Origin of the sequence: Micromonospora trifolii (assembly GCF_022229005.1) — a bacterium.
Classification (GTDB): Bacteria; Actinomycetota; Actinomycetes; order Mycobacteriales; family Micromonosporaceae; genus Micromonospora; species Micromonospora trifolii.
Window position 1 is genome coordinate 53,735 of the sequence record NZ_JAKKFD010000021.1, and the last position, 20,631, is coordinate 74,365.

Genomic DNA, 20,631 nt, shown 5'->3' on the forward strand with positions numbered 1-20,631 from the left:
GCCGCTGCTCTCACCCCGGCGCAGACGGCTGCCGTCGCGCACGTGCGGTCGCTGGTCGTGCTCGAGCGTCACCGCGTACCCCGGTGGTGACCGGGACCGCTGGGAGCACCGGATGTTCGACGGCGCGTACCAGCGCGACGGCGTGATGCCGGCTCATCGGCCCACCTACGGCGGCCTGAACCTGCTCGACCACGCGGACGGCGCCTGCCCCCGCTTCGGCTCCTGCCACCTGCGGCTGCGCCCGGCGGTGCTGGGCCGGGCGACCTTCTGCCTCGGCGACAGCCACCTCAGCCCGGAGGTGGTGGGCACGGCCGACGCGTTCGAGGCGGTGCTCGCCGGGCTCCTGGCCGGCGTCGCCGCAAGCGGCGAATGCCTGGGCCGCGCCGGGACAGGCGTCGCCGCGCTGGCGTGGACGCTGCTGGATCCGCCGACCACCCCGGGCGCGGTCGGTCGCGCGCTGGACGACTACGTGGAGGCCCAGGTTCACGGCACGCTCGACCTCGCGTACGACGTCGAGGAGTTGGTGGTCGACCCGTCTTTCGCCGGCACCCCGACCGGCGTGACGCTGGAATCGATCGCCGAGCGGTTCGGTTTTCCATTGCGGTGGCACGCCGGCTTCGTGCTGGCCGTCGACCAGGTCGACGCGGAGTTCCGGGGCCCGGCGATCCCGGTGTTGGCAGCCCGGGTGCACCGGGAGTTCGCCCGGGCGGGCGGCCCGGTGGATGCGGCGCTGATCGGTCGGGCGGCGGCCTCGGTGGTCGTTGAACCGCACCGCTGGGCGGATCGCGGCCCGATCGCGGACACGCTTCAGCACCTCAAGCAGCTCTGGCACGTGCTGGTCCGCTTCGGCACGCCGTACGGCACCTGACCTGCTGACTCGTTCCGGCTGCGCCGGTTGTCCGTTTTCCACCGCGTTCGGTCGGTGGCGTCGACCCATCCCATTTCGCCGGGTGACCGGGACCGCACCTGACCCAGGCCCTGGCATTTCCGGAATGCCCGACACGTGAACCCGGTTGTGTCCCCCGTACCGCCGGAGCCCAAACCCTTTTCCGCGGTCATCTCCCGAGAAGTGTTCACCCCGGAGCGCTTCGCACGATCGAAAGGGCAACCATCGTGAAGGTCGACTTCACTCGATGGCTCCCCGCCATCGCTAAGGACTCGTACCGCAAGACCGCGCTGAGCGTGGCGGGTGTGGCAGCCCTCGGCGGTCTGGCGCTTGCGCCGACCGCAGCCGCCGCCCCGGTCACCTCCGGGCCGCACCAGGGCGCCGTCGCCGCCATCGACCTCGCCACCGGCAAGGCCGCCACCTCGGCACACCAGGATGAGCAGCCCGTCGAGTCGGGCCTGACCACCGGTTCCGCCACCGGTAAGCCGCCGGCCGGCAAGCCGAGCCGGGCCCAGCTGATCCCCCACGGCATCGAGGGCGCACAGTCGCGCGTACCGCTCGACGACGCGCAGCTCGCCAACGCCCGGGCCATCGTCGACGCCGCCAAGAAGACCGGCGTCGGTGACCGGGGTGCGGTGATCGGCGTCGCCACCTCGCTGCAGGAGTCGAAGCTGTACAACCTCGGCCACCTCGGCGCGTACAACGACCACGACTCGCAGGGCCTGTTCCAGCAGCGTCCGTCGTCCGGTTGGGGCACGCCCGACCAGATCACCGACCCGGAGTACGCCGCCACGGCGTTCTTCACCGCACTCAAGAACGTCGGCGGCTGGCAGGACCTGCCGCTGACCGCCGCCGCGCAGACCGTGCAGGTCTCCGCCTTCCCGTACGCGTACGCGCAGTGGGAGGAGCAGGCGGCGGACATCGTCCAGCAGATCTGGTGACACCCGCACACGAGGCCGGCCGGCTCCCTTCGACGGGAGCCGGCCGGTTCTTCGTGTTCGCGTACCTCAGCAGGCCGGGTAGAGGCGGCGGGTGCCGACCCCGGCCGCGTACGCGTCCCGGTCGCTGAACCGGCAGCCGTAGTCGGGTCGGGCCACCACCGCCGGGTCGGTCACGGTGTCGCCGGCCGGGCGCTTGCCGGTGCGTACCCAGGACACCAGGTCGTCCCAGGCGGCGCCGGCCTCCGCCGGGCTGAACTCGCAGTGCTGCGTGGCCCGGATCGCCCGCTGAACCACCAGCCTGCTGCGACCGTTGCGCGCCACGTCGGTGGCGTACGCCTGCTCCATGCTGAACGGTACGAACATGTCGCCGAGACCGTGCAGGCTGAGCACCGGAACGGTCGGGCGACCGGCGATCCGCGGCACCTCGGTCAGCGTCGGCAGGAGCCGCTGCCACACGTTCTCCGGTGCGACCCGCTGCACTGTCGCGTTGACGTTGACCGGGCTGTTCGGGGTGTAGCGGGTGAGCAGGTTGGTGGACAGCTGACCGGGCCGCTGGGCGGGGGAGTTGCCGCTCCCGGTGGGCACGCTGATCGAGAAGAGGAAGTCCTTCCAGACCGCGAACGCCGCATCCGCTCCCGGGCGCGGCCCGCCGGAACGGTTCACAGTGATCGCCCGCAGCTGCTTGCCCCGGTCCGTCGTGGTGTCCGGCCCGGTGGGCGTGAGCCCGGCCAGGCCGAGCGCCACCTGGATGCGGGGCACCGCGTTGGTCAGGTAGTCAGCCGGCGTTGGGTAGGCTGGCACCCCGGCGAGCGCCTGCGCGACCAGGTTGTAGTCCAGGTAGAAGTCGAGCAACGTCTGATCACCGAGCACCCCGCACATCGGCAACGCGCCGTCGTAGAAGCCGGGATACTGCTCCAGCGAACGACCGATGACGTACCCGCCCATCGACACACCGGCGACGTAGGTGTGCTGCGGCCGACGGACCGTCCGCCCGAAGTGGTCCGCGAGATCCTTCGTCCCGAGCACTCCGGAGCGGATGTCGAAGCCGTTCCGGTCGTAGGAGGACGAGGCCCACGCGTATCCCTGCTCCAGCAGGCGCTGGCGTAGCCCGAACGCCGGCGGTTCCGGCGAGAGCACAGTGCCCTGGCCGCGGTAGCCGTGCGCCCACAACAGCAGGTCGCCGTTCCACCGGGCGGGGACCTCGATGATGTACCCGGCGTGGCGGTGCACGCCCTGGCGTACCGTCGTCGGTTTGCCGCCCACGACCAGCGGTGCCAACGGCGGATTCTCGATGGTGTAGCCGGGCAGCGGCTCGCCGCCCCCCACGTCGTGACCGGTGGCGCTGGCCGGCGCGGCACCGGCCAGCCCGACCGTGAGGGTCAGCGTCGCGGCGGCGGCGAGCAGCCTGCGGAGGGTACGAACGGGTGTGGACAGCATCGATGCTCCCCATCGGACGGTTGTCGCCCGGGGGGCGACCAGCGGGACGGTTGCCTACCGGCCGGTAGCGTCCTGAACCTAGAACCGCCGTCGACCAGTGTCAATGGGTTCGCTGATCGGTCGGTCAACACGACTGTTCGCAGTACCCGGTCGTTCGGGCCGGTGGGCCGATCGGGTTGACTGGTCGCCGTGGACGAGTCGATCTGGGAGGCGGCCCGAGCGTCGCGCAGCTGGCTGGACGCGGCGAACGGCAGCGGGCAGACCGAACTGACCTGCCGCATCCTCAAGCTCACCGAGGAAGCGGGGGAGGCTTCGGCTGCCTGGATCGGCCTGCTCGGGCAGAATCCGCGCAAAGGTGTCACCCACACCCGGGAGGACGTCGCGGCGGAGTTGGCCGACGTCGCCTTCACCGCGTTGGTGGCCATCGAAAGCCTCGGGCTGGACGCGCAGACCGTCCTGGACGCCTGCGCCGCAAAGGTGCGCTCCCGCCTGACCGGCCAGTAACGCCCCTGGCGTCCGGTCAGCGCCGTCGTGATCGACTCGGGTTCCTTGATGTCGGGGTGTCCTGGCGTCGGGGATGCCCCGACTTCCGTGAACCCGAGTGGATCACCCGAGTGAGGGCCGGTTCGACGCCGTGGACGCCGCGTCGCCTGGGTGGTTGGTCCGGTGATGTGCGGTTTCGGGTGGTGACCGGCCGCACCCTCGGGCCGGAATCATGGCGGGGCCGGGGTCGTTACATACCCTGACGATCGCAGTACCACCGACCCGCCGCCCGACGCTTGGGGGCTGGTCGCGCAGGTGGGAATGCCAGCCCGCACCCGGTCGTTACAGTCCCCACGAACGACCGCAGGCACCGCTCCGATCCAGGGTGCCGGCCCCGGAATGACCCCGGCCCCCCGGTCGTTACAGATGGACCCGGCGCCACGAGCCCCCGCTCGCCAGGCCGCCGGACCCGACGCCCGACAGGCGTCACCCCAGGCCTTCCCCCTTGTATGTGCAGCGCCGGACGAGGTGCTCACACCCTGCCGCCGCCCCCTATTGGCGGTTCGGGTGTCCTACCCCCGAAGGAGCTACCCCCATGAACACGATCATGCGTAAGAGCATGCTGTCTGTTGCTGGTCTCGCGTTCGCCGGTGGTGTCTTCGCCGGTCCGATCGCCCACGTGGCCAACCCCGTCGACGCCAAGCCCGTCGCCGTAGCGGTGCAGGCCGACAAGCCCGACATCAGCAAGCTGATCCCGCACGGCACCCAGGGCGACCAGTCCCGCATCACCCTGAACGACGAGCAGACCGCCAACGTCAAGGCGATCATCGCCGCCACGAAGAAGGCGGGCCTGCCGGAGCGGGCCGCGGTCATCTCGATCGCGACCAGCCTGCAGGAGTCGAAGCTGGAGAACCTGGGTCACCTGGGCGACATGAACGACCACGACTCGCTGGGCCTGTTCCAGCAGCGCCCGTCCAGTGGTTGGGGTACGCCGGAGCAGATCACCGACCCCGAGTACTCGACGACCGCGTTCCTCAAGGGTCTGAAGCAGGTTGACGGCTGGCAGGACATGCCGCTGACCGACGCGGCGCAGACGGTGCAGGTGTCGGCCTACCCGGACGCCTACGCCCAGTGGGAGCAGCAGGCCGCCGACCTGGTTGGCCAGTACTGGAACAGCTGACCCTGGCAAGACCACAGCACGACACCGACAGCTGGCCGGCACCCGCAACCCGGGGTGCCGGCCAGCGGCCTGTCTACCGGTCGCCGTGATCGGCGCCGAGTGATCCGAGCGGCCGGCGGGTACGTACCCCTGGACGGGGACCGGCGGAGGGACAGAAGGCATGGCCGCAGTGGGGTACGGCGCGGATCGCGAACCGGAGTCTGAGCCGGAACCGTCCGGTGAGGCCGCACCGCGGCGGTGGTCCACCGGTGCTCGACTGTTGGTGGCTGCTGCCGCCGTCGTGTTGCTCCTGGGCGCGGCAGCGGTGGCCGTGATCGTTGCCGATCCCGACCGCCTCGGCATGACCTACTCCGGCCAACCCGACGGCACCCGCCCCGACGGCACCCGCCCCGACGGCACCCGCCCCGACGGCACCCGCCCCGACGGCGGCCGTCCGGAGGGCGCCGCTGACCCGGATGCGGCCGAGGGGCGCCGCGGTGGCTCGGGCGCCGCTGCCGCGCAACTGTTGACAGCGCCGCTGGCGGGTCGGCAGAAGGGCACCTTCGTGCTCGCGGATGGGCTGTCCTCGTTCGAGCTGCGGGTGGCCGAGTTGGGCGATGACCTGTACCGGATCAGTACCCCGGCCGGCTCGGCTGTGGCGGGCCGACCTGCGGTACAGGGGGAGACCGTGCGGCTTGACCTCGTGGAGTCCGGTATGCGCGGGCCACGGGCAGTGCGCGTGTTGCTCAACGAGCGGGTCGCCTGGCGTCTTCACCTCGTCGGTGGGGTGAGCAGTCAGGTGTTGGACCTGACCCGGGCCCGGCTGCTGGGCGTGGAACTTGCCGGCGGGTCGAGCCGCACCGAGATTCTCCTGCCACCGATCACCGCCGTCGGCCCCGGCAACCCCACCGGCGCGGGCTTAGACCAGCCCGCCAGCATCCTCACCGTACGGCTCACCGGTGGGACCAGCCAGCTCGACGTCCGGGTCCCCGGGGAGACTCCGGTACGGGTTCGGGCGGGTGCCGGTGCCGGCTCGGTGGTGGTACGCGGCGAGCGTTGGGATGGGGTGGCCGCGGGCTCGGTGCTGGGTACGCCGGGTTGGGACCGGTCGGCGGAGCGCCTGTACCTGGACCTGGTCGCCGGTGCCAACAGCGTGCTGGTCTCCTCCAGCGACAGGTGAACCCCGCCCGCCCTGGCCGGAAGCGCCGCGGTCGCGAACGGGCGTACGCGTACAGTCGGGCGGTGGAGCGTACTGAATCAATGCTGGCGCAGACCCGACCGCCTGGCGTGGCCGACGTCGATCCCGGCAGTGTGTTGCTGCCCGGCCACGACGTGCCGTTGGGTCGCTACACCACGGTGCGGCGGCTGCTTCCGCAGCGGGCCCGCCGGATGGTCGGCGCGTGGTGTTTCGTGGATCATTTCGGCCCGGACGATGTGGCGCAGCGGCCCGGTATGGAGGTGCCGCCGCACCCGCACACCGGGCTGCAGACGGTGACCTGGCTGCTCGACGGGGAGATTCTGCACCGGGACAGCCTCGGCAACGTGCAGCCGATCGTGCCCGGCCAGCTGAACGTGATGACCTCCGGGAACGGTATCGCCCACTCGGAGCGGTCGCCGGCCACCCATCCGCCGGTGATGCACGGTGTGCAGCTCTGGGTGGCGCTGCCGGACCCGGCGCGGGCCGGAGCGGCCGACTTCGCGCACCACGCCGACCTGCCGCGCTGGCGGGACGGCGATCTGGACGTCACAGTGCTGGTCGGCGAGTTCGCCGGGCAGCGGTCACCGGCGGTGGTGCACACCCCGCTGGTGGGGGTGCAGCTGGAGCTGCGCGGCGAGGCGCCGACGACGATGGCGTTGCGGCCGGACTTCGAGTACGCCGTGCTGGCGATGTCCGGGTCCGCGGAGGCGGCCGGGGTCGGGTTCGAGCCGGGGGCGCTGCTGTATCTGGGCTCGGGCCGCCGGGAGTTGACGGTGCGTGGCGGGGCCGGGGCCCGGTTGCTGCTGCTGGGCGGTACGCCGTTCGAGGAACCGTTGGTGATGTGGTGGAACTTCGTGGGCCGGTCACACGAGGAGATCGCCGCCGCCCGGGAGGCCTGGATGGCCGGCGACGGGCGCTTCGGTGTGGTCGCCGACGATTCGGCGCCGCCGCTGCCGGCGCCCGCCCTGCCGACGACCCGCCTCAAGGCCCGCGACCGCACCGGCGGCCTGCACGGCTGACGACGACGCCCGATCGGGGCGGTGGGTGTGTGGCTGGTGGCGGCGCGGGTAGTCGCCGCCATGGCGACCAGTCTGATCACTTCGGTGGAGGACCGTAAACGTCTGGCGCGCCGGCTCGCCGGTAGCGGACGGGGCTTCGCCGAGGAGTACGGGTTCCGGGTGACCAACAACCCGGCGAGCCTGTTCCAGGTGCTCTACCTGTCGGTGCTGCTGGCCCGTCGTGGTGACTTCCGGTGGGCGTTGGACGGGGCGCGGGCGGTGCGTGACGAGGGGTGGGACAGCGCGGCCCGGCTGGCCCGTTCGCTGCACGAGGACCGGGTCCGGGTGCTGCGCGCCAGCGGCCAGCGCGGTGATGTGGACGCCCTCGCCGATGTGCTGGGTGACCTGGCTCGGACGGTGGTCGAGCGGTACCGGGGTGATCTGCGCCGGTTGCGGGCGGTCGCGCACCACGACCCGGTCCGCGAGCGGGCGCTGCTGGCCGAGCTTCCGGGCGTGGACGAGCAGGTCGTGGACCTGTTTCTCCGCGAGGCGCAGGCGTTGTGGCGGGAGGTCGCCCCGGTCGCCGACCGGCGGGCGCTGGCTGCCGCGCGTCGGCTCGGGCTGGGCAGGTCTGCGGACGACCTGGCCGGCCTGGCCACCGGCGAGTCCGAGCAGTTGGCCTGGCTGGTGGGGGCGTTGGCCCGGGTCGACCTGGAGCACCGGTACGCGGAGGTGACTGGTCGGCCGTGACGTGCCCTGGCCCACACTTCCCTAAATTCTGACCAAACGGAGGATGTTCTGCCGTATGGTTGGACCCGGCAGTGCTGGCCGCTCGGTTCGAGTGGACCTCCACCGCCTGGTGACCGCGACCGGTTCGGATGCGGTTCACCGCCTGGGCAGGCTTGCGTGGCGCCCTAGGTCGCGGTTCGTGACCAGGGGCGCCCGCCTGTCCCGGCCCTTCGATCGGCCCCGCCCCGTGTCGCACTCCGGGGAGTGCGCGGCCGAGAAGCCAGTCTTCACCGCGCCAGACCCGCCAGCAGGTTCACCGTCACGGCGATGATGAACGCGCCGAACAGGTACGACACCATCGAGTGCCGCAGCACAGTACGACGCATCTCGTTGCTGGTGAGGTTGGTGTCGGAGATCTGGAACGTCGTCCCGATGGTGAACGCCACGTACGCGAAGTCGGAGTAGCGCGGCGGTTCGGGCTGGTTGAAGTTCACCCCGCCGTCCGGGCCGGTGTAGTAGATCCGGGCGTACCGGGCGGCGAACACGGTGTGCACCACGAACCAGGAGAGCACCACGCTGAGCACGCCCAGGCTGCTGTGCAGTTCCCGGGCCGTCCCGGGGGGCGCGCTCTGCGCGCTGGCCACCACCAACCCGACGGCCAGCAGGCTGGCCAGGCAGGCGACGAGCAGCAGGGCGTCCCGGATCGCCCGGTTCGGGTCCTCGTGAACGGCCAGTCGGGCGGTCCGCTCGGCGTCCATCGGCCAGATCTTGTGCCAGACCAGCGCGAGCCAGCTCAGCGCTCCCACGTCCCAGCCGGCCAGCGCGGCGAGCGGCAGGGGCAGCAGCAGCGCGAAGGCGCAGCCGGAAATGACGCCGACCACCGCCACCACGGCGAGCTGCTTCGCAGCAGCCGGAAAGCGCACGTCCGCTGGCCGGTCGGGGCCGGTCTGGGTCATTCGGGACGCTCCCGGGTCCGGGTGGTGGGCGTCACCGCCGGGTCAGATGCCGCGAAGGTGCTGCGAGACCCGGTTGTGCTTCTTGTCCCGGGCCTGCTCCGCCCGCTGGGCGGGGCCGACCTCGGGCGCCGCCTCGATCCCGGCCGACCGGGCCACCTCGGTCCCGTTGGCGTAGTCGACAGGCGGCAGGGCGCGCAGCGCCTTCAACACGTCCGGCGGGGCACCCTCCCGTTCGGCCTCGCGGACCACGTCGTCCTTCTCGGCCGGGTAGTCCAGGCTCGACAGGTACTGCAAGACGTCGGCGTAGCTCGCCATGGCGTGGGCTCCCTCGGGCATCGATGTGGTGACGACCGGCGGCGGTTACCCGCCCGCCGGCTCGTCACGCCCGCCGGGCGCAGGAAACCGGCGCCGTTTCTCCTCGGCCGCCGCGGGTACCCGCAGACGCCGACGCGAGCCCAAGGGAGTACGCGATGAACTACGACACCTTCATCGACCAGGTTTCCCAGCGCACCGCCACGTCCTCCGAGCGGGCGGTCGAGCTGACCCGGGCCGTGTTGGAGACGTTCGCCGAGCGGTTGACCGGCGGTGAGGTCCTGGACCTGGCCGCCCAGTTGCCCCAACCGCTGCAACTCGTGCTCAAACCGAGCCCGAGCACCGAGCAGGCGGACCGGTTCGGCGCGGCGGAGTTCGTCGCCCGGGTCGCGGTGCGCGCGGGTGTGCGGGAGGCCGCCGCCGAGGACGCCAGCCGGGCGGTCTTCACCACCCTGCGCGAGGCGATCACCGGCGGCGAGTTCGATGACGTGGTGACCCAACTGCCACGTGACTATCGGGGCCTGGTCGAGCAGGCGATGGCCCCGGGCGCGACGTTGCGCCGCGGCTGACAGCCTTCGCGCCGGGCACACACAGCGGTTTACCAGGGCAACCATCGATGTCCCGCTTGGCGTGGCGATTCCGCCTGGCCTAACCTTGTCGTGCGAGGGGAGTACTTCCCACGAACCATTCCGGTCAGTACGGCGCGCCCGGCGCGCCTCGGGTGGTTGCCCATCAGGTGGTGGGTGAAGGAGACCTCGAACATGACGGTGTTCGAGGAGACCCCACATGAGTCAAGTGTCGTATCTGTCCGCCGCCAGTGACCTGTCGTCGGTGGGCACGCCCACGCTGTGGGCGGTCACCATCATCGGTGTCCTCCTGCTGTTGGTGCTGGACTTCCTGGTCACCCGCCGCCCGCACGAGGTGTCCATGCGGGAGGCCATCGGCTGGTCGGCGTTCTACATAGCGCTGCCGCTGGCGTTCGGCGGCTGGATCTGGTGGCGATTCGGCTCCCAGCAGGGCGTCGAGTACCTGACCGGTTACCTCGTCGAGAAGTCGCTCTCCGTCGACAACCTCTTCGTCTTCATGCTGCTGTTGGCGGCGTTCGCGGTGCCGGCGGTGCTTGCCCAGCGGGTGCTGCTCTACGGCATCGCCGGTGCGCTGGTGCTGCGGGCCGTCTTCATCGCCCTCGGCGCGGCGGCGTTGCAGACCCTCGACTTCGCCTTCCTGCTCTTCGCGATCATCCTCATCGCCACGGCGGTGAAGCTGCTGCGCGATGCCATGTCCGGGCATCAGCAGGAAGTCGACATCAACAAGATGCGCTCGGTGAAGCTGCTGCGCAAGGTCATGCCGGTGGTCGACGACTACCACGGCACCAAGATGACCGTCCGGCAGGGCGCGAAGCGGGCACTCACGCCGTTCGCCCTGGTGGTGGTCGCGGTGCTGGCCACCGACATCGTCTTCGCGGTCGACTCGGTGCCGGCGGTCTACGGCATCACCGAGGACCCGTACCTGGTGTTCGCCACCAACGCGTTCGCCCTGCTGGGCCTGCGGGCGCTCTACTTCGTCCTGCACGCGGCGCTGAGCCGGCTGGTGCACCTCAGCTACGGCCTGGCCATCATCCTGGCATTCATCGGCCTCAAGCTGGGTCTGCACTGGGCGCACGGCATCTGGGACAGCGTGCCGCAGATCCCCACCCTGGCCTCGCTCGGCGTGATCATCGGTGTGCTGGTGGTGGTCACCCTGACCAGCCTGCGCGCCACCCGGGGCGGAGACCTGCCCGAGGACCGCAAGGTCGTCGCGGAGCGGCACTGACCGCGCCGCGCCGGTAGACCACGGGGTACGCGGGAAAGCTCCCGCCCCCACCGGTACGGGTGGTACGACTGTGCAATGGGAATCGTGTCACCGGGCTTTCAGGGTCGGCCCCGAACGCAGGAGCCGGCCCTGCCGCCCGGCCAGTATCTGACCGAGGACTATCCGGTGCTCTCGGCCGGCCCGACGCCCCGGGTGTCTCTGGACACCTGGGAGTTCGTCATCTCCGCCGAGAACGGCAGCGAACACCGGTGGTCGTGGCAGGAGCTGATGGCCCTGCCGCAGGAGACCCCGACGGTCGACATCCACTGCGTCACCCGCTGGTCCAAGCTCGGCACCACCTGGCAGGGCGTCTCACTGGACACGCTGCTGGAGGGCGTCGAGACCGGAGCGCATTTCGCGCTCACGCACTCGTACGGCGGGTACACCACCAACCTGCCGCTGGACGACCTGCGCGGCGGCCAGGCCTGGGTGGTGCACACCTTCGACGGCGCTCCGCTGCCCGCCGAACACGGCGGCCCCGCGCGAATGCTGGTGCCGCACCTGTACTTCTGGAAGTCCGCGAAGTGGGTGCGGGGCATCCGGCTCAAGACCATGGACGAGCCGGGGTTCTGGGAGACCGCCGGGTACCACGACTACGGTGACCCGTGGCGCGAGCAGCGGTACCAGGGTGACTGAGCGCGCCGTGGCGACGAGCACGCAACGTCGGACACCCAACCGTTGGCAGGTCGGCCGGCTGGTGGAGCGCCGGGTGGAGACACCCACAGCGCAGACCCTGGTGCTGGAGGTGCCGGACTGGCCGGGGCACCTGCCCGGTCAGCACGTCGACCTGCGGCTCACCGCCCCGGACGGCTACCAGGCGGCCCGGTCGTACTCGATCGCCGGCCCGGCGGTGGACGGGCCGGGAGGGCCGCGCATCGAGGTGACAGTGCAGCGGGTGCACGACGGCGAGGTGTCGCCGTACCTCATTGATGTCTTTGGCGCCGGCGACCCGGTGGAGGTACGCGGACCGCTCGGTGGCTGGTTCATCTGGCGGCCCGAGGAGACCGCCCCGGTGCAGCTCGTCGCCGGCGGCTCCGGCGTCGTGCCGCTGATGGCGATGATCCGGGCGCGGCGGGCGGTGGGCAGCAAGGCGCCGTTCCGGCTGATCTACTCGGTGCGTACCCCCGGCGACGTGATCTACGCCGACGAGCTGCGCCGCCGGGGCCGCGACGACTTCGGGCTGGACGTCGCGTACGTCTACACCCGTGAGGCGCCCGAGGGCTGGCGCGGTGAGCCGCACCGGATCGGGCTGGCCGACGTCAACACCCACGGGTGGCCACCGGACCTGGAACCGCTCACCTACGTCTGTGGTCCGACCGCTTTCGTGGAGACCGTCGCCGACCTGCTGGTGGGGCTGGGTCACCCGTCGCGTCGGGTCAAGACCGAACGTTTCGGCCCCACCGGCTGACCACCCGCTCGCTCACGCAGTGCCGAGGAGATTTCGATGACCGAGATGTCGTACCTGGACGGCAACATGCTCGACGGCCCGATGCGTGAGCTGTTCACCGTCGACCTGAGCAGCGCGATGGGCCGCTGTGAGAACTGCGGGACGACCGGCTCGATGGCCAGCCTGCACGTCTACTCGCACGCCCCGGGCCTCGTCGCCCGCTGCCCCTCCTGCGAGGAGGTGATGGTGCGCCTGGTGCGCGGGCCGGACCGGGCCTGGCTGGACATGCGTGGCACCACCTTCCTCCAGGTGCCGATGCCGATGGAGCAGACGTTCCCCGGCCCGCTCTGACGGGACGCTCGCCCGGCTGAGGCAGGATGGCCGGATGGGCACCGGTCGGTGGAGTGGTGTGCCGCTCGCGGTCCGGTGCGTGGTGGCTGTCGCCGTGCTGGTCTTCGCCTACGGCACCGCGGTGCACGTGGTGCAGTTGCTCCTGCCCCAGTTCGGGCCGCAGCTCGCCCTGCCCGGGTGGTTGGCGTTCTACTTCACGTCGCTGACGCTGTGGGATCCGCTGGCGGCGGTGCTGTTGGCCGTTCGCCGGGTGCAGGGGCTCGTGCTGGGCTGCGCGGTGCTGGTGACGGACGCGGCCGCGAACGGGTACGCCAACTACGTACTCGACCCGGCGGTCGGTGTCACCCCGGGCCGGATCGGGCAGGCCGTCATCACCGGCCTCGCCGTCGGTCTCGTCGCGCTCACCCCGTGGCTGGCGCCGTGGTTCGCGCGGTCGGCGGTCCAGCGGCGCTGACCCTGTCCCGCTACGGCGTATCCCGGTTGGCCTGGGCGAGGACAGCGCGCACGGCTTCGACCACGGCGGCGGGTTGGTCCTTGTGGATGTAGTGGCCGCTGTCGGGCACTACGACGTGGACGCCGCGTGGGAAGACCGCTGCGGTCTGGTCGGCGAGGTCACCGGAGCGCTGTCGCAGGGCTGCGGGCTTGCCGCGGGTCGCGGTCAGGACTCTCATCGGTACGTCGGGGGCGGTCGACGTGGCGCGAGCGGCGGTTACCTCTCGGGTGCAAGTGTTGGCGAGGCGGTTTTCCGCACGAATGGTCGTGACCTGAGCGAACGTGCGATAGCTGGCCCGGTATGCCTGGGTGATCAATGCCTGCACCTCCGGGTCGTCGGTGCAGCGCTCAGCGAGCGTGCGACCCATGCTGGCCGCGATGCGATCGAAGAGCCCGATGGCCTTGAGCACCGGGATGGCGTTGAGCAGGAGGTTCGATGAGACACGGAGAGCCAGCGGCACCTCTGCCGTGCTGTCTTCGTGGAAAGGGTCGAGCAGCACCAGGCCAAGCGTCTGGTCCGGACTGGTGAAAGCGGCTAGTTGGGCGAGCAGTCCACCCCAGCTGTGACCGACCAGCACGGCGGGACCGACGTAGTCCAGGAGTGCCACGAGGTCGCGTACCTGGGAGTCCAGTGTCAGCAACGAACTGGGGTCACTGGCTCCCAGACCGGCCCGGTCGTAGGCGATGACGCGGGCCCTCTCAGCCAACGAGGGGAGGACGACGGCCCAGTCCAACCCCACTTCGCCGGCTCCGGGAATCAGGATGAGCGGTGGCGTGGCGCTCCCGGCTGCTACCCACCGCAACTGTCGGCCGGACTCCCGGGTCAGCCGGCCACTGTCAACACCACTTGGCACCAGGCTGGACAGCGCGACGACGACGGGGTCCTGCGACTCGGTGTCCATTCGGCCTCCTCATCACGGCGCTTCTGATCGACGTCGGCTCGGTCGGGTGCACGTGGTCTGGTCGCGAAGCGAGGAGCCCCTTGGTGGGCGCTCAAGGAGTACGGGGAGCAGGGCCTTCACGTCCGATTCTCGCATCGACGACTCACTGGGCGATGCCCGCGAGCGGGGACCCGTCACGCCGCACCGTGCACAGCCAGACGTTCAGCTCCCGCGACAGTCGCTCCTCGACGTCGGCCGCAGGGACCGGAGGGGTTCGGCTCACCGGTCCAGTGGATCACAACCCTGCACGTCCCCGACGACGGTCCTTCGACTGCTGCGGGGCGTCAGGCAGCAGAGGGTTCGTCGATGGCGATGCCGGTACGTGCGGCCCGCGCCGCGCCCCAGTCGTACAGGGCCTGCAACACCGGGGCCAGGCTGAGTCCTTCCTCGGTGAGCCGGTACTCGACATGAGGTGGTGTCGTCTCGTGGTCGTGCCGTAGGACGAGCCCGTCGGCCTCCAACTCGCGCAGACGCTGGGTCAGCATCTTCTCGCTGATCTCTGGCATCCGGCGGCGCAGTTCGCCATAGCGGTGCACGCCCTCCTTGAGATGGGCCAGGATCACCGGTCGCCATCTTCCGCCGACGACGTCGACGGCGAGCTCCACCGGGCAGTGGTATCGCTTAGGCACCGTGGCCTCCCTCGGCACGTACCAAAAGGTGCGTACTTGATCACCGCTGCTGCGGGTGTTGAGCTGTATCCATGGTGGTCGAGTACATCAGGTACCGCGTCCCGCAGGAACGGCTGGACGGTTTCGAGGCGGCGTACGACCGGGCCGCTGTCGCGTTACGCGCCGCGCCGCAGTGTGTGGACTACGAGTTGAGCCGCTGCCTGGACGACCCCGCCTGCTACCTGCTGCGCATCACCTGGACATCGGTGGACGAGCACCTCAAGGGGTTTCGGGGCGGCCCGGTGTTCGGGCAGTTCTTCGCCGCGATCAGGCCGTACGTCGAGGACATCCAGGAAATGCGGCACTACACCCGGACGTCGGTTGCCGGCAGTGGCGGCGCCGCGCCGCCGAGCTTGTACGAGTGGGCCGGCGGCACCGACGCGTTTCTGAAGCTCTGCGAGGCCTTCTACCGCCTGGTCCGCTCCGACGACCTGCTGGCGCCGATGTTCGCGCAGATGCACCCAGACCACGCCCGGCATGTGGCGGTCTGGCTTGCCGAGGTCTTCGGCGGACCGGCCACCTACACGGCGCAGCACGGTGGCTACCGCCACATGCTCGGCCAGCACCTGGGCAGGGCGATCAGCGAGGCGCAGCGTCGGCGGTGGGTGAACCTGATGATGGACGCTGCCGACGAGGTCGACCTACCCGATGATCCGGAGTTTCGCGCCGCCTTCGCGAGCTATCTGGAGTGGGGCACCCGGTTGGCGGTGGGCAATTCTCAACCAAACGCGGACCCGATCCGGCAGGCGCCGGTCCCACGCTGGGGCTGGGGTGTCGCCCCGCCGTACCTCACCGCGTGACCCGAAACTCGGGTGCGGTCGACCTGCCACACACCTAGGCTCCCGCTTCGACGTCCGGTCCAACGGGAGATGAGCGCAGCGATGACCACACACCTGTTCGCGATCAGTTTCGACGCGAGCGAGCCTCTGCGGCTCGCGCAGTTCTGGGCCGGGCTCCTGGGGCGGGAGATCGCCGACGATCCGCACGAGGGCGTCCTGCTCCTACCCACCAACGACAACGAGTTCCACATCCGCTTCGCCCCGAACCAGCAGCCGAAGGTGGTCCAGAATCGGATGCACTTCGATCTGACCAGCAGTTCGCTGGAGGACCAGCGACAGACGGTGGCCAGGGCACTGGAACTCGGCGCGCGGCACGCGGACATCGGTCAGGGCCCGGAGATCGATCATGTGGTGCTGGCCGACCCGGAGGGCAACGAGTTCGACGTCATCGCACCGGGCAACAATTTCCTCGCCGGCTGCGGCTTCGTCGGTGCGCTGGCCAGCGACGGGTCACAGAAGGTTGGCTATTTCTGGAGCCAGGCGCTGGGGTGGCCGCTGGTCTGGGACCAGGACGAGGAGACCGCGATCCAGTCACCGCTCGGAGGCACGAAGATTTCCTGGGGCGGTCCGCCGTACATGCCGAACGGAGGCAGGGATCGGGTTCGTCTCGACCTCGCCCCGGCTGTCGGCGTCGATTGGCAGGTCGAGGTCGACCGTCTGCTCTCGCTCGGGGCGACCCGGGTCGACACCGACCAGGAGGGGCCAGGTCGACTGGTGCTGGCCGACCCCGATGGTCAGGAGTTCAGCCTGCTGACGTCCCGTTAGTCCGGCGATCATGGCGCGCCACGACGCTCACGCGGCGGCCGGTTGGACAACGGCGGTACCGGTCGGTCAGAGTGATCCGCCGTGAGATACCTGCGTACCGGTGGTCCCGCCGCGATCCGGCGACCCCGGCCCACCGACTCCGACGAGTTCGTCGCCGCCGTGCGTCGCAGTCAGGACCTGCACCATCCGTGGTTGGCCGCCCCGGCCAACCCGGAGGAGTACGAGCTCTACCTGCGCCGGATCCGTCGCCGCGACAGTGCCGGCTACCTGATCTGCGACCGGGCCAGCGGCGAGATCGCCGGCTACGTGAACATCAGCGGGATCGTGCTCGGTGCGCTGCGTGGTGGCTACCTGGGGTACGCGGCGTTCCTGCCGTACAGCGGGACCGGGCACGCCTCGGCGGGCGTCTCCCTGGTGATCGACCACGCGTTCACCTCGGTCGGGTTGCACCGGCTGGAGGCGAACATCCAACCGGGCAACGAGCCGTCGCGGCGGGTGGCCCGCAAGCTGGGTTTCCGGTTGGAGGGTTTCTCCCCGGACTACCTGTTCATCGACGGCGCCTGGCGCGACCACGAGCGCTGGGCTATCACGGCGCCAACCCCCGTCTGACCGTCGGCGCGGCCGACGGCAGGGCATCAGCGCGGTAGCGGAGTCCGGACCTTTCACCCGGACCGGGTGATGACTCCCCGTACCCTGCTTCCTACGGTGGGTGTCATGGCTGCCGTTCGCGCGACCCCTGCCAACCCCTTCCCCGGCCGGTCCGTCGCCGAGGCGGACAGCGCCGACCAGCGCGCCATGCCGCCCGAGCTGGGCCCCAACTCCCTCGCGGTGCTCAGCGGGCCCACGTTCCTGTACTCCAACGCGTGCGGGGACGTGCCGACGGGCAGCATCGGTGGGCTCGTCCACCTGGACACCCGACTGATCAGCGGTTGGAGCCTGACCGTCAACGGCGGCGAGCTGCTGGTGCTGCGCGCCGAGACCATCGACCACTACTCGGCGCAGTACGTGCTCACCAACCCGGAGTTGCCCGGGCTGCCCCCGAACACGCTGGGCCTGCGGCGACTGCGCTACGTCGGCGACGGGTTCCACGAACGCGTGGAACTGGTCTCCTTCCGGCTGGAGCCGGTCCGGGTGGAGCTGCGGCTGGCCGTCGCCGCCGACTTCGCCGACCTGTTCGAGGTCAAGTCGAGGGTCCAGGACCGTTCCGCCGAGATCAGTCGGGACCACGCCGCCGACGGGTCCGAGCTGTGCTTTTCCTACCAGCGCGGCGACTTCTCCGCGCAGACCCGGGTGTGCAGCGCGAGGCCGGCCGACCGTATCGAGGGCGACGACCTGGTCTGGGAGCTGGAGCTGGGCCCCCGCGAGGAGTGGAAGGTCGACCTGCACGTGCCACTGCCGCCCGGGATGGGGGTGGTGGAGCCGGTCCGGGGCGACATCGCCGACGTCATCCACGGTCGGGCCGACGACCCGCTGCGCCGGTGGCTGGAGGACCGGGCGGTGCTGCACAGCGACAACGCGGCGGTGGAGCACACCGTGCGGCAGTCCCGCAACGACCTGGCGGCGTTGCGACTCGACCTGGAGGTCAAGGGCCAGCGGATTCTGCTGCCCGGTGCCGGACTGCCGTGGTTCCTCACCGTCTTCGGCCGGGACACCCTGATCACCGCTTATCAGACTCTCGTCGCCGGGCCCGCGCTGGCGAAGGGCACGCTGCTCGCCCTGGCCAAGCTCCAGGGTGAGACGTGCGACGACTTCACCGACGAGGAGCCCGGCAAGATCCTGCACGAGGTGCGCAGCGGCGAGTTGACCCGCAGCGGCGAGAAGCCGTTCGGGCCGTACTACGGCACCGCCGACGCCACCCAGCTCTGGTTGATCCTGCTCTCCGAGTACTGGCGCTGGACCGGCGACGACGAGACCGTCCGGCACCTGCGGGACAACGCGGTGGCCGCGTTGCGCTGGATCGACGAGTACGGCGACCGGGACGGTGACGGCTACGTCGAGTACGCCACCCGTTCGCCCGAGGGGCTGGGCAACCAGTGCTGGCGGGACTCCCCGGACGGCGTCTGCTTCGCCGACGGCCGAATCCCCGTGCTACCGCTGGCCACGAGCGACCTCCAGGGCTACACCTACGACGCCAAGATGCGGCTGGCCGAGTTGTTCGACGGGCCGTTGGACAATCCCACGTTGGCGCGGCGACTGCGCGACGAGGCCAACACCCTGCACGAGCGGTTCAACCAGGACTTCTGGATCGAGGAGCGGGGCGGCTACTACGCGGTCGCCCTGGACGGCGACAAGAACCGCGTCGACTCCAAGACCTCCAACATGGGGCACCTGCTGTGGAGCGGCATCGTGCCACCGGAGCGAGCCGAGGCGGTGGTGCGTCAACTCATGTCGCCGGACATGTTCTCCGGTTGGGGCATCCGCACGCTGTCGCGGGAGGAGCGGCTCTACAACGCCCTCGGCTACCACCTGGGCACGGTGTGGCCGCACGACAACTCCATCGCCGCCCTCGGCCTGGCCCGGTACGGCTACCGGGCCGAGTCGAACCGGATCAGCCTGGCGATGATCGAGGCGGCCGAACAGTTCGGCCATCGGCTGCCCGAGGCGCTCAGCGGGTTCGATCGGGAGCGACTGCTCTTCGCCGTGCCCTATCCCACCGCGTGCAGCCCGCAGGCATGGGCGGCCGGCACGCCGCTGGCCCTGATCCGGGCCATGCTCGGCCTCAACCCGGTCGACGGCCGGCTGGTCCTCGATCCGGACATCCCAGCGGAGCTGGGCCGGATCGCCGTCGAGCGGATGCGGGCGTTCGGTCAACAGTGGGAGTTGGAGGCGATCGGTCGCAGCGGCCACGTCCGGCTCCAGCCGAGCTGAGCACGGCTGGCGCGTAGGACGTTTGTCGCGGGCTTCGACGGGAAACGGCCCGCAATGACGAAACCTCGTGTGGTGATCGTGGGGGCCGGGTTCGCCGGTTACCACGCGGCGAAGACGTTGAGCCGGATCGCCCGGGACCGGGCCGAGATCGTGGTGCTGAACTCCACCGACTACTTCCTGTACCTGCCGCTGCTGCCCGAGGTGGCGGCCGGGGTGGTCGAGCCCAAACGGATCGCCGTGCCGCTGACCGGGACGCTCAAGGGCGTACGGGTGGTGGTCGGCGAGGCGGACCACGTCGACCTGCAGAACCGCTGGGTCGGGTTCACCCAGGCCGAGGGGGAGAAGAACCGACTGGCGTACGACAGGCTGGTGCTCGCCGTGGGCAGCGTCAACAAGCTGCTGCCCATCCCGGGGGTGACCGAGTACGCGCACGGCTTCCGTGGCCTGCCCGAGGCCGTCTACCTGCATGATCACATCGTCCGGCAGATCGAGCTGGCCGAGCAGGCCGAGGACCCGGCCGAGCAGCAGGCCCGGTCCACGTTCGTGGTGGTCGGGGCGGGTTACACCGGCACCGAGGTCGCGGCGCACGGGCAGCTGTTCACCGACGCGCTGCACGCCCAGCGGCCCCGGCTCACCGTCCGGCCCCGCTGGATGCTGCTCGACGTGGCGTCCCGGGTGCTGCCGGAGTTGGACAAGCGGATGTCGGACACCTCGCACAAGGTGCTCAACCGGCGTGGGGTGGACGTGCGGATGGGCACCTCGGTGGCCGAGGCGACCTGCGACGGGGTGAAGCTCACCGACGGCGAGTACGTGCCGACCTGCACCCTCGTGTGGTGTGTGGGGGTGCGCCCCGACCCGTTCGTCAACGAACTGGGCCTGCGGACCGACCGGGGTCGACTGGTCACCGACGAGTTCCTCAACGTTCCCGGCTATCCGGAGGTCTTCGCCTGCGGTGACGCCGCAGCGGTGCCCGACCTGGTCAATCCGGGCAAGGTGTGCGGGATGACCGCCCAGCACGCGCAGCGGCAGGGCAAGCGGGCGGCGTACAACATCGCCGCGTCGTACGGGTTCGGCCGCCGCAAGCCGTACAAGCACCACGACCTGGGCTGGGTCGTCGACCTGGGTGGCAAGGACGCGGCGGCGAACCCGTTGCAGGTCAACCTGGCCGGGTTGCCGGCCAAGGCGGTCACCCGGGCGTACCACCTGATGGCGATGCCGGGAAACCGCACGCGGGTCAGCGCCGACTGGGCGTTGGACGCCGCCTTGACCCGGTCCGCGGTCCAGTTGGGGCTGGTGCCGGCGAACGCGGTGCCGTTGGAGAGCACCACACCCGAGGTCGCGAGCCGGTCCCGCTGACCGGGCCCCGCACC

Annotated in this window: 23 protein-coding genes; 18 read left to right on the forward strand and 5 right to left on the reverse strand. The window is 70.6% G+C overall.

Annotation, left to right across the window (positions count from 1 at the left end; translation table 11 throughout):
- Positions 1-112 precede the first annotated feature (112 nt).
- Complete coding sequence (locus tag NIE79_RS14100) at positions 113-868, forward strand: DUF3626 domain-containing protein (RefSeq protein ID WP_238678994.1); 756 nt, start codon at positions 113-115, stop codon at positions 866-868.
- A gap of 245 nt (positions 869-1,113) precedes the next feature.
- Positions 1,114-1,827: a hypothetical protein gene (locus NIE79_RS14105; protein WP_238678995.1), complete on the forward strand. Its 714-nt coding sequence runs from the start codon at positions 1,114-1,116 to the stop codon at positions 1,825-1,827.
- Between the two features lie 66 nt (positions 1,828-1,893).
- Here the strand turns inward: NIE79_RS14105 and NIE79_RS14110 are convergent, their stop codons facing one another.
- Positions 1,894-3,264 (reverse strand): alpha/beta hydrolase family protein, encoded by a 1,371-nt coding sequence (locus tag NIE79_RS14110; RefSeq protein ID WP_238678996.1) that lies wholly within the window; start codon positions 3,262-3,264, stop codon positions 1,894-1,896.
- 189 nt (positions 3,265-3,453) lie between these two features.
- Between NIE79_RS14110 and NIE79_RS14115 the strand changes: the two genes are divergently transcribed.
- The 5 genes from NIE79_RS14115 (at position 3,454) to NIE79_RS14135 (ending at position 7,852) form a co-directional block, all read left to right on the forward strand.
- Positions 3,454-3,768 carry a MazG-like family protein gene (locus NIE79_RS14115; protein WP_238678997.1) on the forward strand — a complete coding sequence of 105 codons (315 nt, stop codon included), beginning with the start codon at positions 3,454-3,456 and terminating at the stop codon, positions 3,766-3,768.
- 574 nt (positions 3,769-4,342) lie between these two features.
- Positions 4,343-4,927 carry a hypothetical protein gene (locus NIE79_RS14120; RefSeq protein ID WP_238678998.1) on the forward strand — a complete coding sequence of 195 codons (585 nt, stop codon included), beginning with the start codon at positions 4,343-4,345 and terminating at the stop codon, positions 4,925-4,927.
- 160 nt (positions 4,928-5,087) lie between these two features.
- Positions 5,088-6,086, forward strand: a complete 999-nt coding sequence (locus tag NIE79_RS14125; RefSeq protein WP_238678999.1) for a hypothetical protein — start codon at positions 5,088-5,090, stop codon at positions 6,084-6,086.
- Positions 6,087-6,148: 62 nt separating this feature from the next.
- Entirely contained in the window at positions 6,149-7,123 is a 975-nt protein-coding gene (locus NIE79_RS14130; RefSeq protein ID WP_238679000.1) for a pirin family protein, read from the forward strand.
- Between the two features lie 60 nt (positions 7,124-7,183).
- A complete protein-coding gene (locus NIE79_RS14135; RefSeq protein WP_238679136.1) occupies positions 7,184-7,852 on the forward strand; it encodes a hypothetical protein in 669 nt (222 codons plus the stop codon).
- Between the two features lie 266 nt (positions 7,853-8,118).
- Here NIE79_RS14135 and NIE79_RS14140 read toward each other — a convergent pair whose 3' ends face one another.
- Both NIE79_RS14140 and NIE79_RS14145 read right to left on the reverse strand, forming a co-directional pair.
- Positions 8,119-8,787, reverse strand: a complete 669-nt coding sequence (locus tag NIE79_RS14140) for a DUF1345 domain-containing protein (protein WP_238679001.1) — start codon at positions 8,785-8,787, stop codon at positions 8,119-8,121.
- 42 nt (positions 8,788-8,829) lie between these two features.
- A complete protein-coding gene (locus NIE79_RS14145; protein WP_030332551.1) occupies positions 8,830-9,102 on the reverse strand; it encodes a DUF2795 domain-containing protein in 273 nt (90 codons plus the stop codon).
- A gap of 155 nt (positions 9,103-9,257) precedes the next feature.
- Between NIE79_RS14145 and NIE79_RS14150 the strand changes: the two genes are divergently transcribed.
- From NIE79_RS14150 to NIE79_RS14175, 6 genes are all read left to right on the forward strand, one after another.
- The gene (locus tag NIE79_RS14150) at positions 9,258-9,668 is read left to right on the forward strand and encodes a DUF2267 domain-containing protein (protein ID WP_238679002.1); all 411 of its coding nucleotides are present in this window, start codon (positions 9,258-9,260) and stop codon (positions 9,666-9,668) included.
- 217 nt (positions 9,669-9,885) lie between these two features.
- Positions 9,886-10,911, forward strand: a complete 1,026-nt coding sequence (locus NIE79_RS14155) for a TerC/Alx family metal homeostasis membrane protein (RefSeq protein WP_238679003.1) — start codon at positions 9,886-9,888, stop codon at positions 10,909-10,911.
- 75 nt (positions 10,912-10,986) lie between these two features.
- On the forward strand, positions 10,987-11,586 hold the full coding sequence (locus tag NIE79_RS14160) for a sulfite oxidase-like oxidoreductase (RefSeq protein WP_238679004.1): 600 nt from the start codon (positions 10,987-10,989) through the stop codon (positions 11,584-11,586).
- Between the two features lie 7 nt (positions 11,587-11,593).
- On the forward strand, positions 11,594-12,358 hold the full coding sequence (locus NIE79_RS14165; RefSeq protein ID WP_238679137.1) for a ferredoxin reductase: 765 nt from the start codon (positions 11,594-11,596) through the stop codon (positions 12,356-12,358).
- A 36-nt stretch (positions 12,359-12,394) separates the two neighbouring features.
- Complete coding sequence (locus NIE79_RS14170) at positions 12,395-12,688, forward strand: DUF6510 family protein (protein WP_196922747.1); 294 nt, start codon at positions 12,395-12,397, stop codon at positions 12,686-12,688.
- A gap of 34 nt (positions 12,689-12,722) precedes the next feature.
- Positions 12,723-13,142, forward strand: coding sequence for a hypothetical protein (locus NIE79_RS14175; RefSeq protein ID WP_238679005.1), 420 nt, complete (start codon positions 12,723-12,725; stop codon positions 13,140-13,142).
- A gap of 10 nt (positions 13,143-13,152) precedes the next feature.
- On the opposite strand, the gene NIE79_RS14180 is transcribed toward NIE79_RS14175, so the two are convergent.
- Positions 13,153-14,082: an alpha/beta fold hydrolase gene (locus tag NIE79_RS14180; RefSeq protein ID WP_238679006.1), complete on the reverse strand. Its 930-nt coding sequence runs from the start codon at positions 14,080-14,082 to the stop codon at positions 13,153-13,155.
- 323 nt (positions 14,083-14,405) lie between these two features.
- A complete protein-coding gene (locus NIE79_RS14185; RefSeq protein ID WP_238679007.1) occupies positions 14,406-14,750 on the reverse strand; it encodes a winged helix-turn-helix transcriptional regulator in 345 nt (114 codons plus the stop codon).
- 71 nt (positions 14,751-14,821) lie between these two features.
- Here NIE79_RS14185 and NIE79_RS14190 point away from each other — a divergent pair, with 71 nt between their 5' ends.
- The 5 genes from NIE79_RS14190 to NIE79_RS14210 all read left to right on the forward strand — a co-directional run bounded on the left by NIE79_RS14190 (position 14,822) and on the right by NIE79_RS14210 (position 20,617).
- Complete coding sequence (locus tag NIE79_RS14190) at positions 14,822-15,589, forward strand: group II truncated hemoglobin (RefSeq protein WP_238679008.1); 768 nt, start codon at positions 14,822-14,824, stop codon at positions 15,587-15,589.
- A gap of 81 nt (positions 15,590-15,670) precedes the next feature.
- Positions 15,671-16,393, forward strand: a complete 723-nt coding sequence (locus NIE79_RS14195; protein WP_238679009.1) for a VOC family protein — start codon at positions 15,671-15,673, stop codon at positions 16,391-16,393.
- Between the two features lie 81 nt (positions 16,394-16,474).
- On the forward strand, positions 16,475-17,002 hold the full coding sequence (locus tag NIE79_RS14200) for a GNAT family N-acetyltransferase (RefSeq protein ID WP_238679010.1): 528 nt from the start codon (positions 16,475-16,477) through the stop codon (positions 17,000-17,002).
- Positions 17,003-17,107: 105 nt separating this feature from the next.
- Positions 17,108-19,261 carry an amylo-alpha-1,6-glucosidase gene (locus NIE79_RS14205; protein WP_238679011.1) on the forward strand — a complete coding sequence of 718 codons (2,154 nt, stop codon included), beginning with the start codon at positions 17,108-17,110 and terminating at the stop codon, positions 19,259-19,261.
- 54 nt (positions 19,262-19,315) lie between these two features.
- On the forward strand, positions 19,316-20,617 hold the full coding sequence (locus tag NIE79_RS14210) for an NAD(P)/FAD-dependent oxidoreductase (RefSeq protein WP_238679012.1): 1,302 nt from the start codon (positions 19,316-19,318) through the stop codon (positions 20,615-20,617).
- Positions 20,618-20,631: the final 14 nt, after the last annotated feature.

Coding starts and splice junctions, on each gene's coding strand:
- NIE79_RS14160 (WP_238679004.1), top strand. CDS start 10,987: ATGGGAATCGTGTCACCGGGCTTTCAGGGTCGGCCCCGAACGCAGGAG.
- NIE79_RS14175 (WP_238679005.1), top strand. CDS start 12,723: ATGGGCACCGGTCGGTGGAGTGGTGTGCCGCTCGCGGTCCGGTGCGTG.
- NIE79_RS14180 (WP_238679006.1), bottom strand. CDS start 14,082: ATGGACACCGAGTCGCAGGACCCCGTCGTCGTCGCGCTGTCCAGCCTG.
- NIE79_RS14205 (WP_238679011.1), top strand. CDS start 17,108: ATGGCTGCCGTTCGCGCGACCCCTGCCAACCCCTTCCCCGGCCGGTCC.
- NIE79_RS14140 (WP_238679001.1), bottom strand. CDS start 8,787: ATGACCCAGACCGGCCCCGACCGGCCAGCGGACGTGCGCTTTCCGGCT.
- NIE79_RS14195 (WP_238679009.1), top strand. CDS start 15,671: ATGACCACACACCTGTTCGCGATCAGTTTCGACGCGAGCGAGCCTCTG.
- NIE79_RS14125 (WP_238678999.1), top strand. CDS start 5,088: ATGGCCGCAGTGGGGTACGGCGCGGATCGCGAACCGGAGTCTGAGCCG.
- NIE79_RS14170 (WP_196922747.1), top strand. CDS start 12,395: ATGACCGAGATGTCGTACCTGGACGGCAACATGCTCGACGGCCCGATG.
- NIE79_RS14145 (WP_030332551.1), bottom strand. CDS start 9,102: ATGGCGAGCTACGCCGACGTCTTGCAGTACCTGTCGAGCCTGGACTAC.
- NIE79_RS14100 (WP_238678994.1), top strand. CDS start 113: ATGTTCGACGGCGCGTACCAGCGCGACGGCGTGATGCCGGCTCATCGG.
- NIE79_RS14155 (WP_238679003.1), top strand. CDS start 9,886: ATGAGTCAAGTGTCGTATCTGTCCGCCGCCAGTGACCTGTCGTCGGTG.
- NIE79_RS14190 (WP_238679008.1), top strand. CDS start 14,822: ATGGTGGTCGAGTACATCAGGTACCGCGTCCCGCAGGAACGGCTGGAC.
- NIE79_RS14120 (WP_238678998.1), top strand. CDS start 4,343: ATGAACACGATCATGCGTAAGAGCATGCTGTCTGTTGCTGGTCTCGCG.
- NIE79_RS14135 (WP_238679136.1), top strand. CDS start 7,184: ATGGCGACCAGTCTGATCACTTCGGTGGAGGACCGTAAACGTCTGGCG.
- NIE79_RS14110 (WP_238678996.1), bottom strand. CDS start 3,264: ATGCTGTCCACACCCGTTCGTACCCTCCGCAGGCTGCTCGCCGCCGCC.
- NIE79_RS14150 (WP_238679002.1), top strand. CDS start 9,258: ATGAACTACGACACCTTCATCGACCAGGTTTCCCAGCGCACCGCCACG.
- NIE79_RS14210 (WP_238679012.1), top strand. CDS start 19,316: ATGACGAAACCTCGTGTGGTGATCGTGGGGGCCGGGTTCGCCGGTTAC.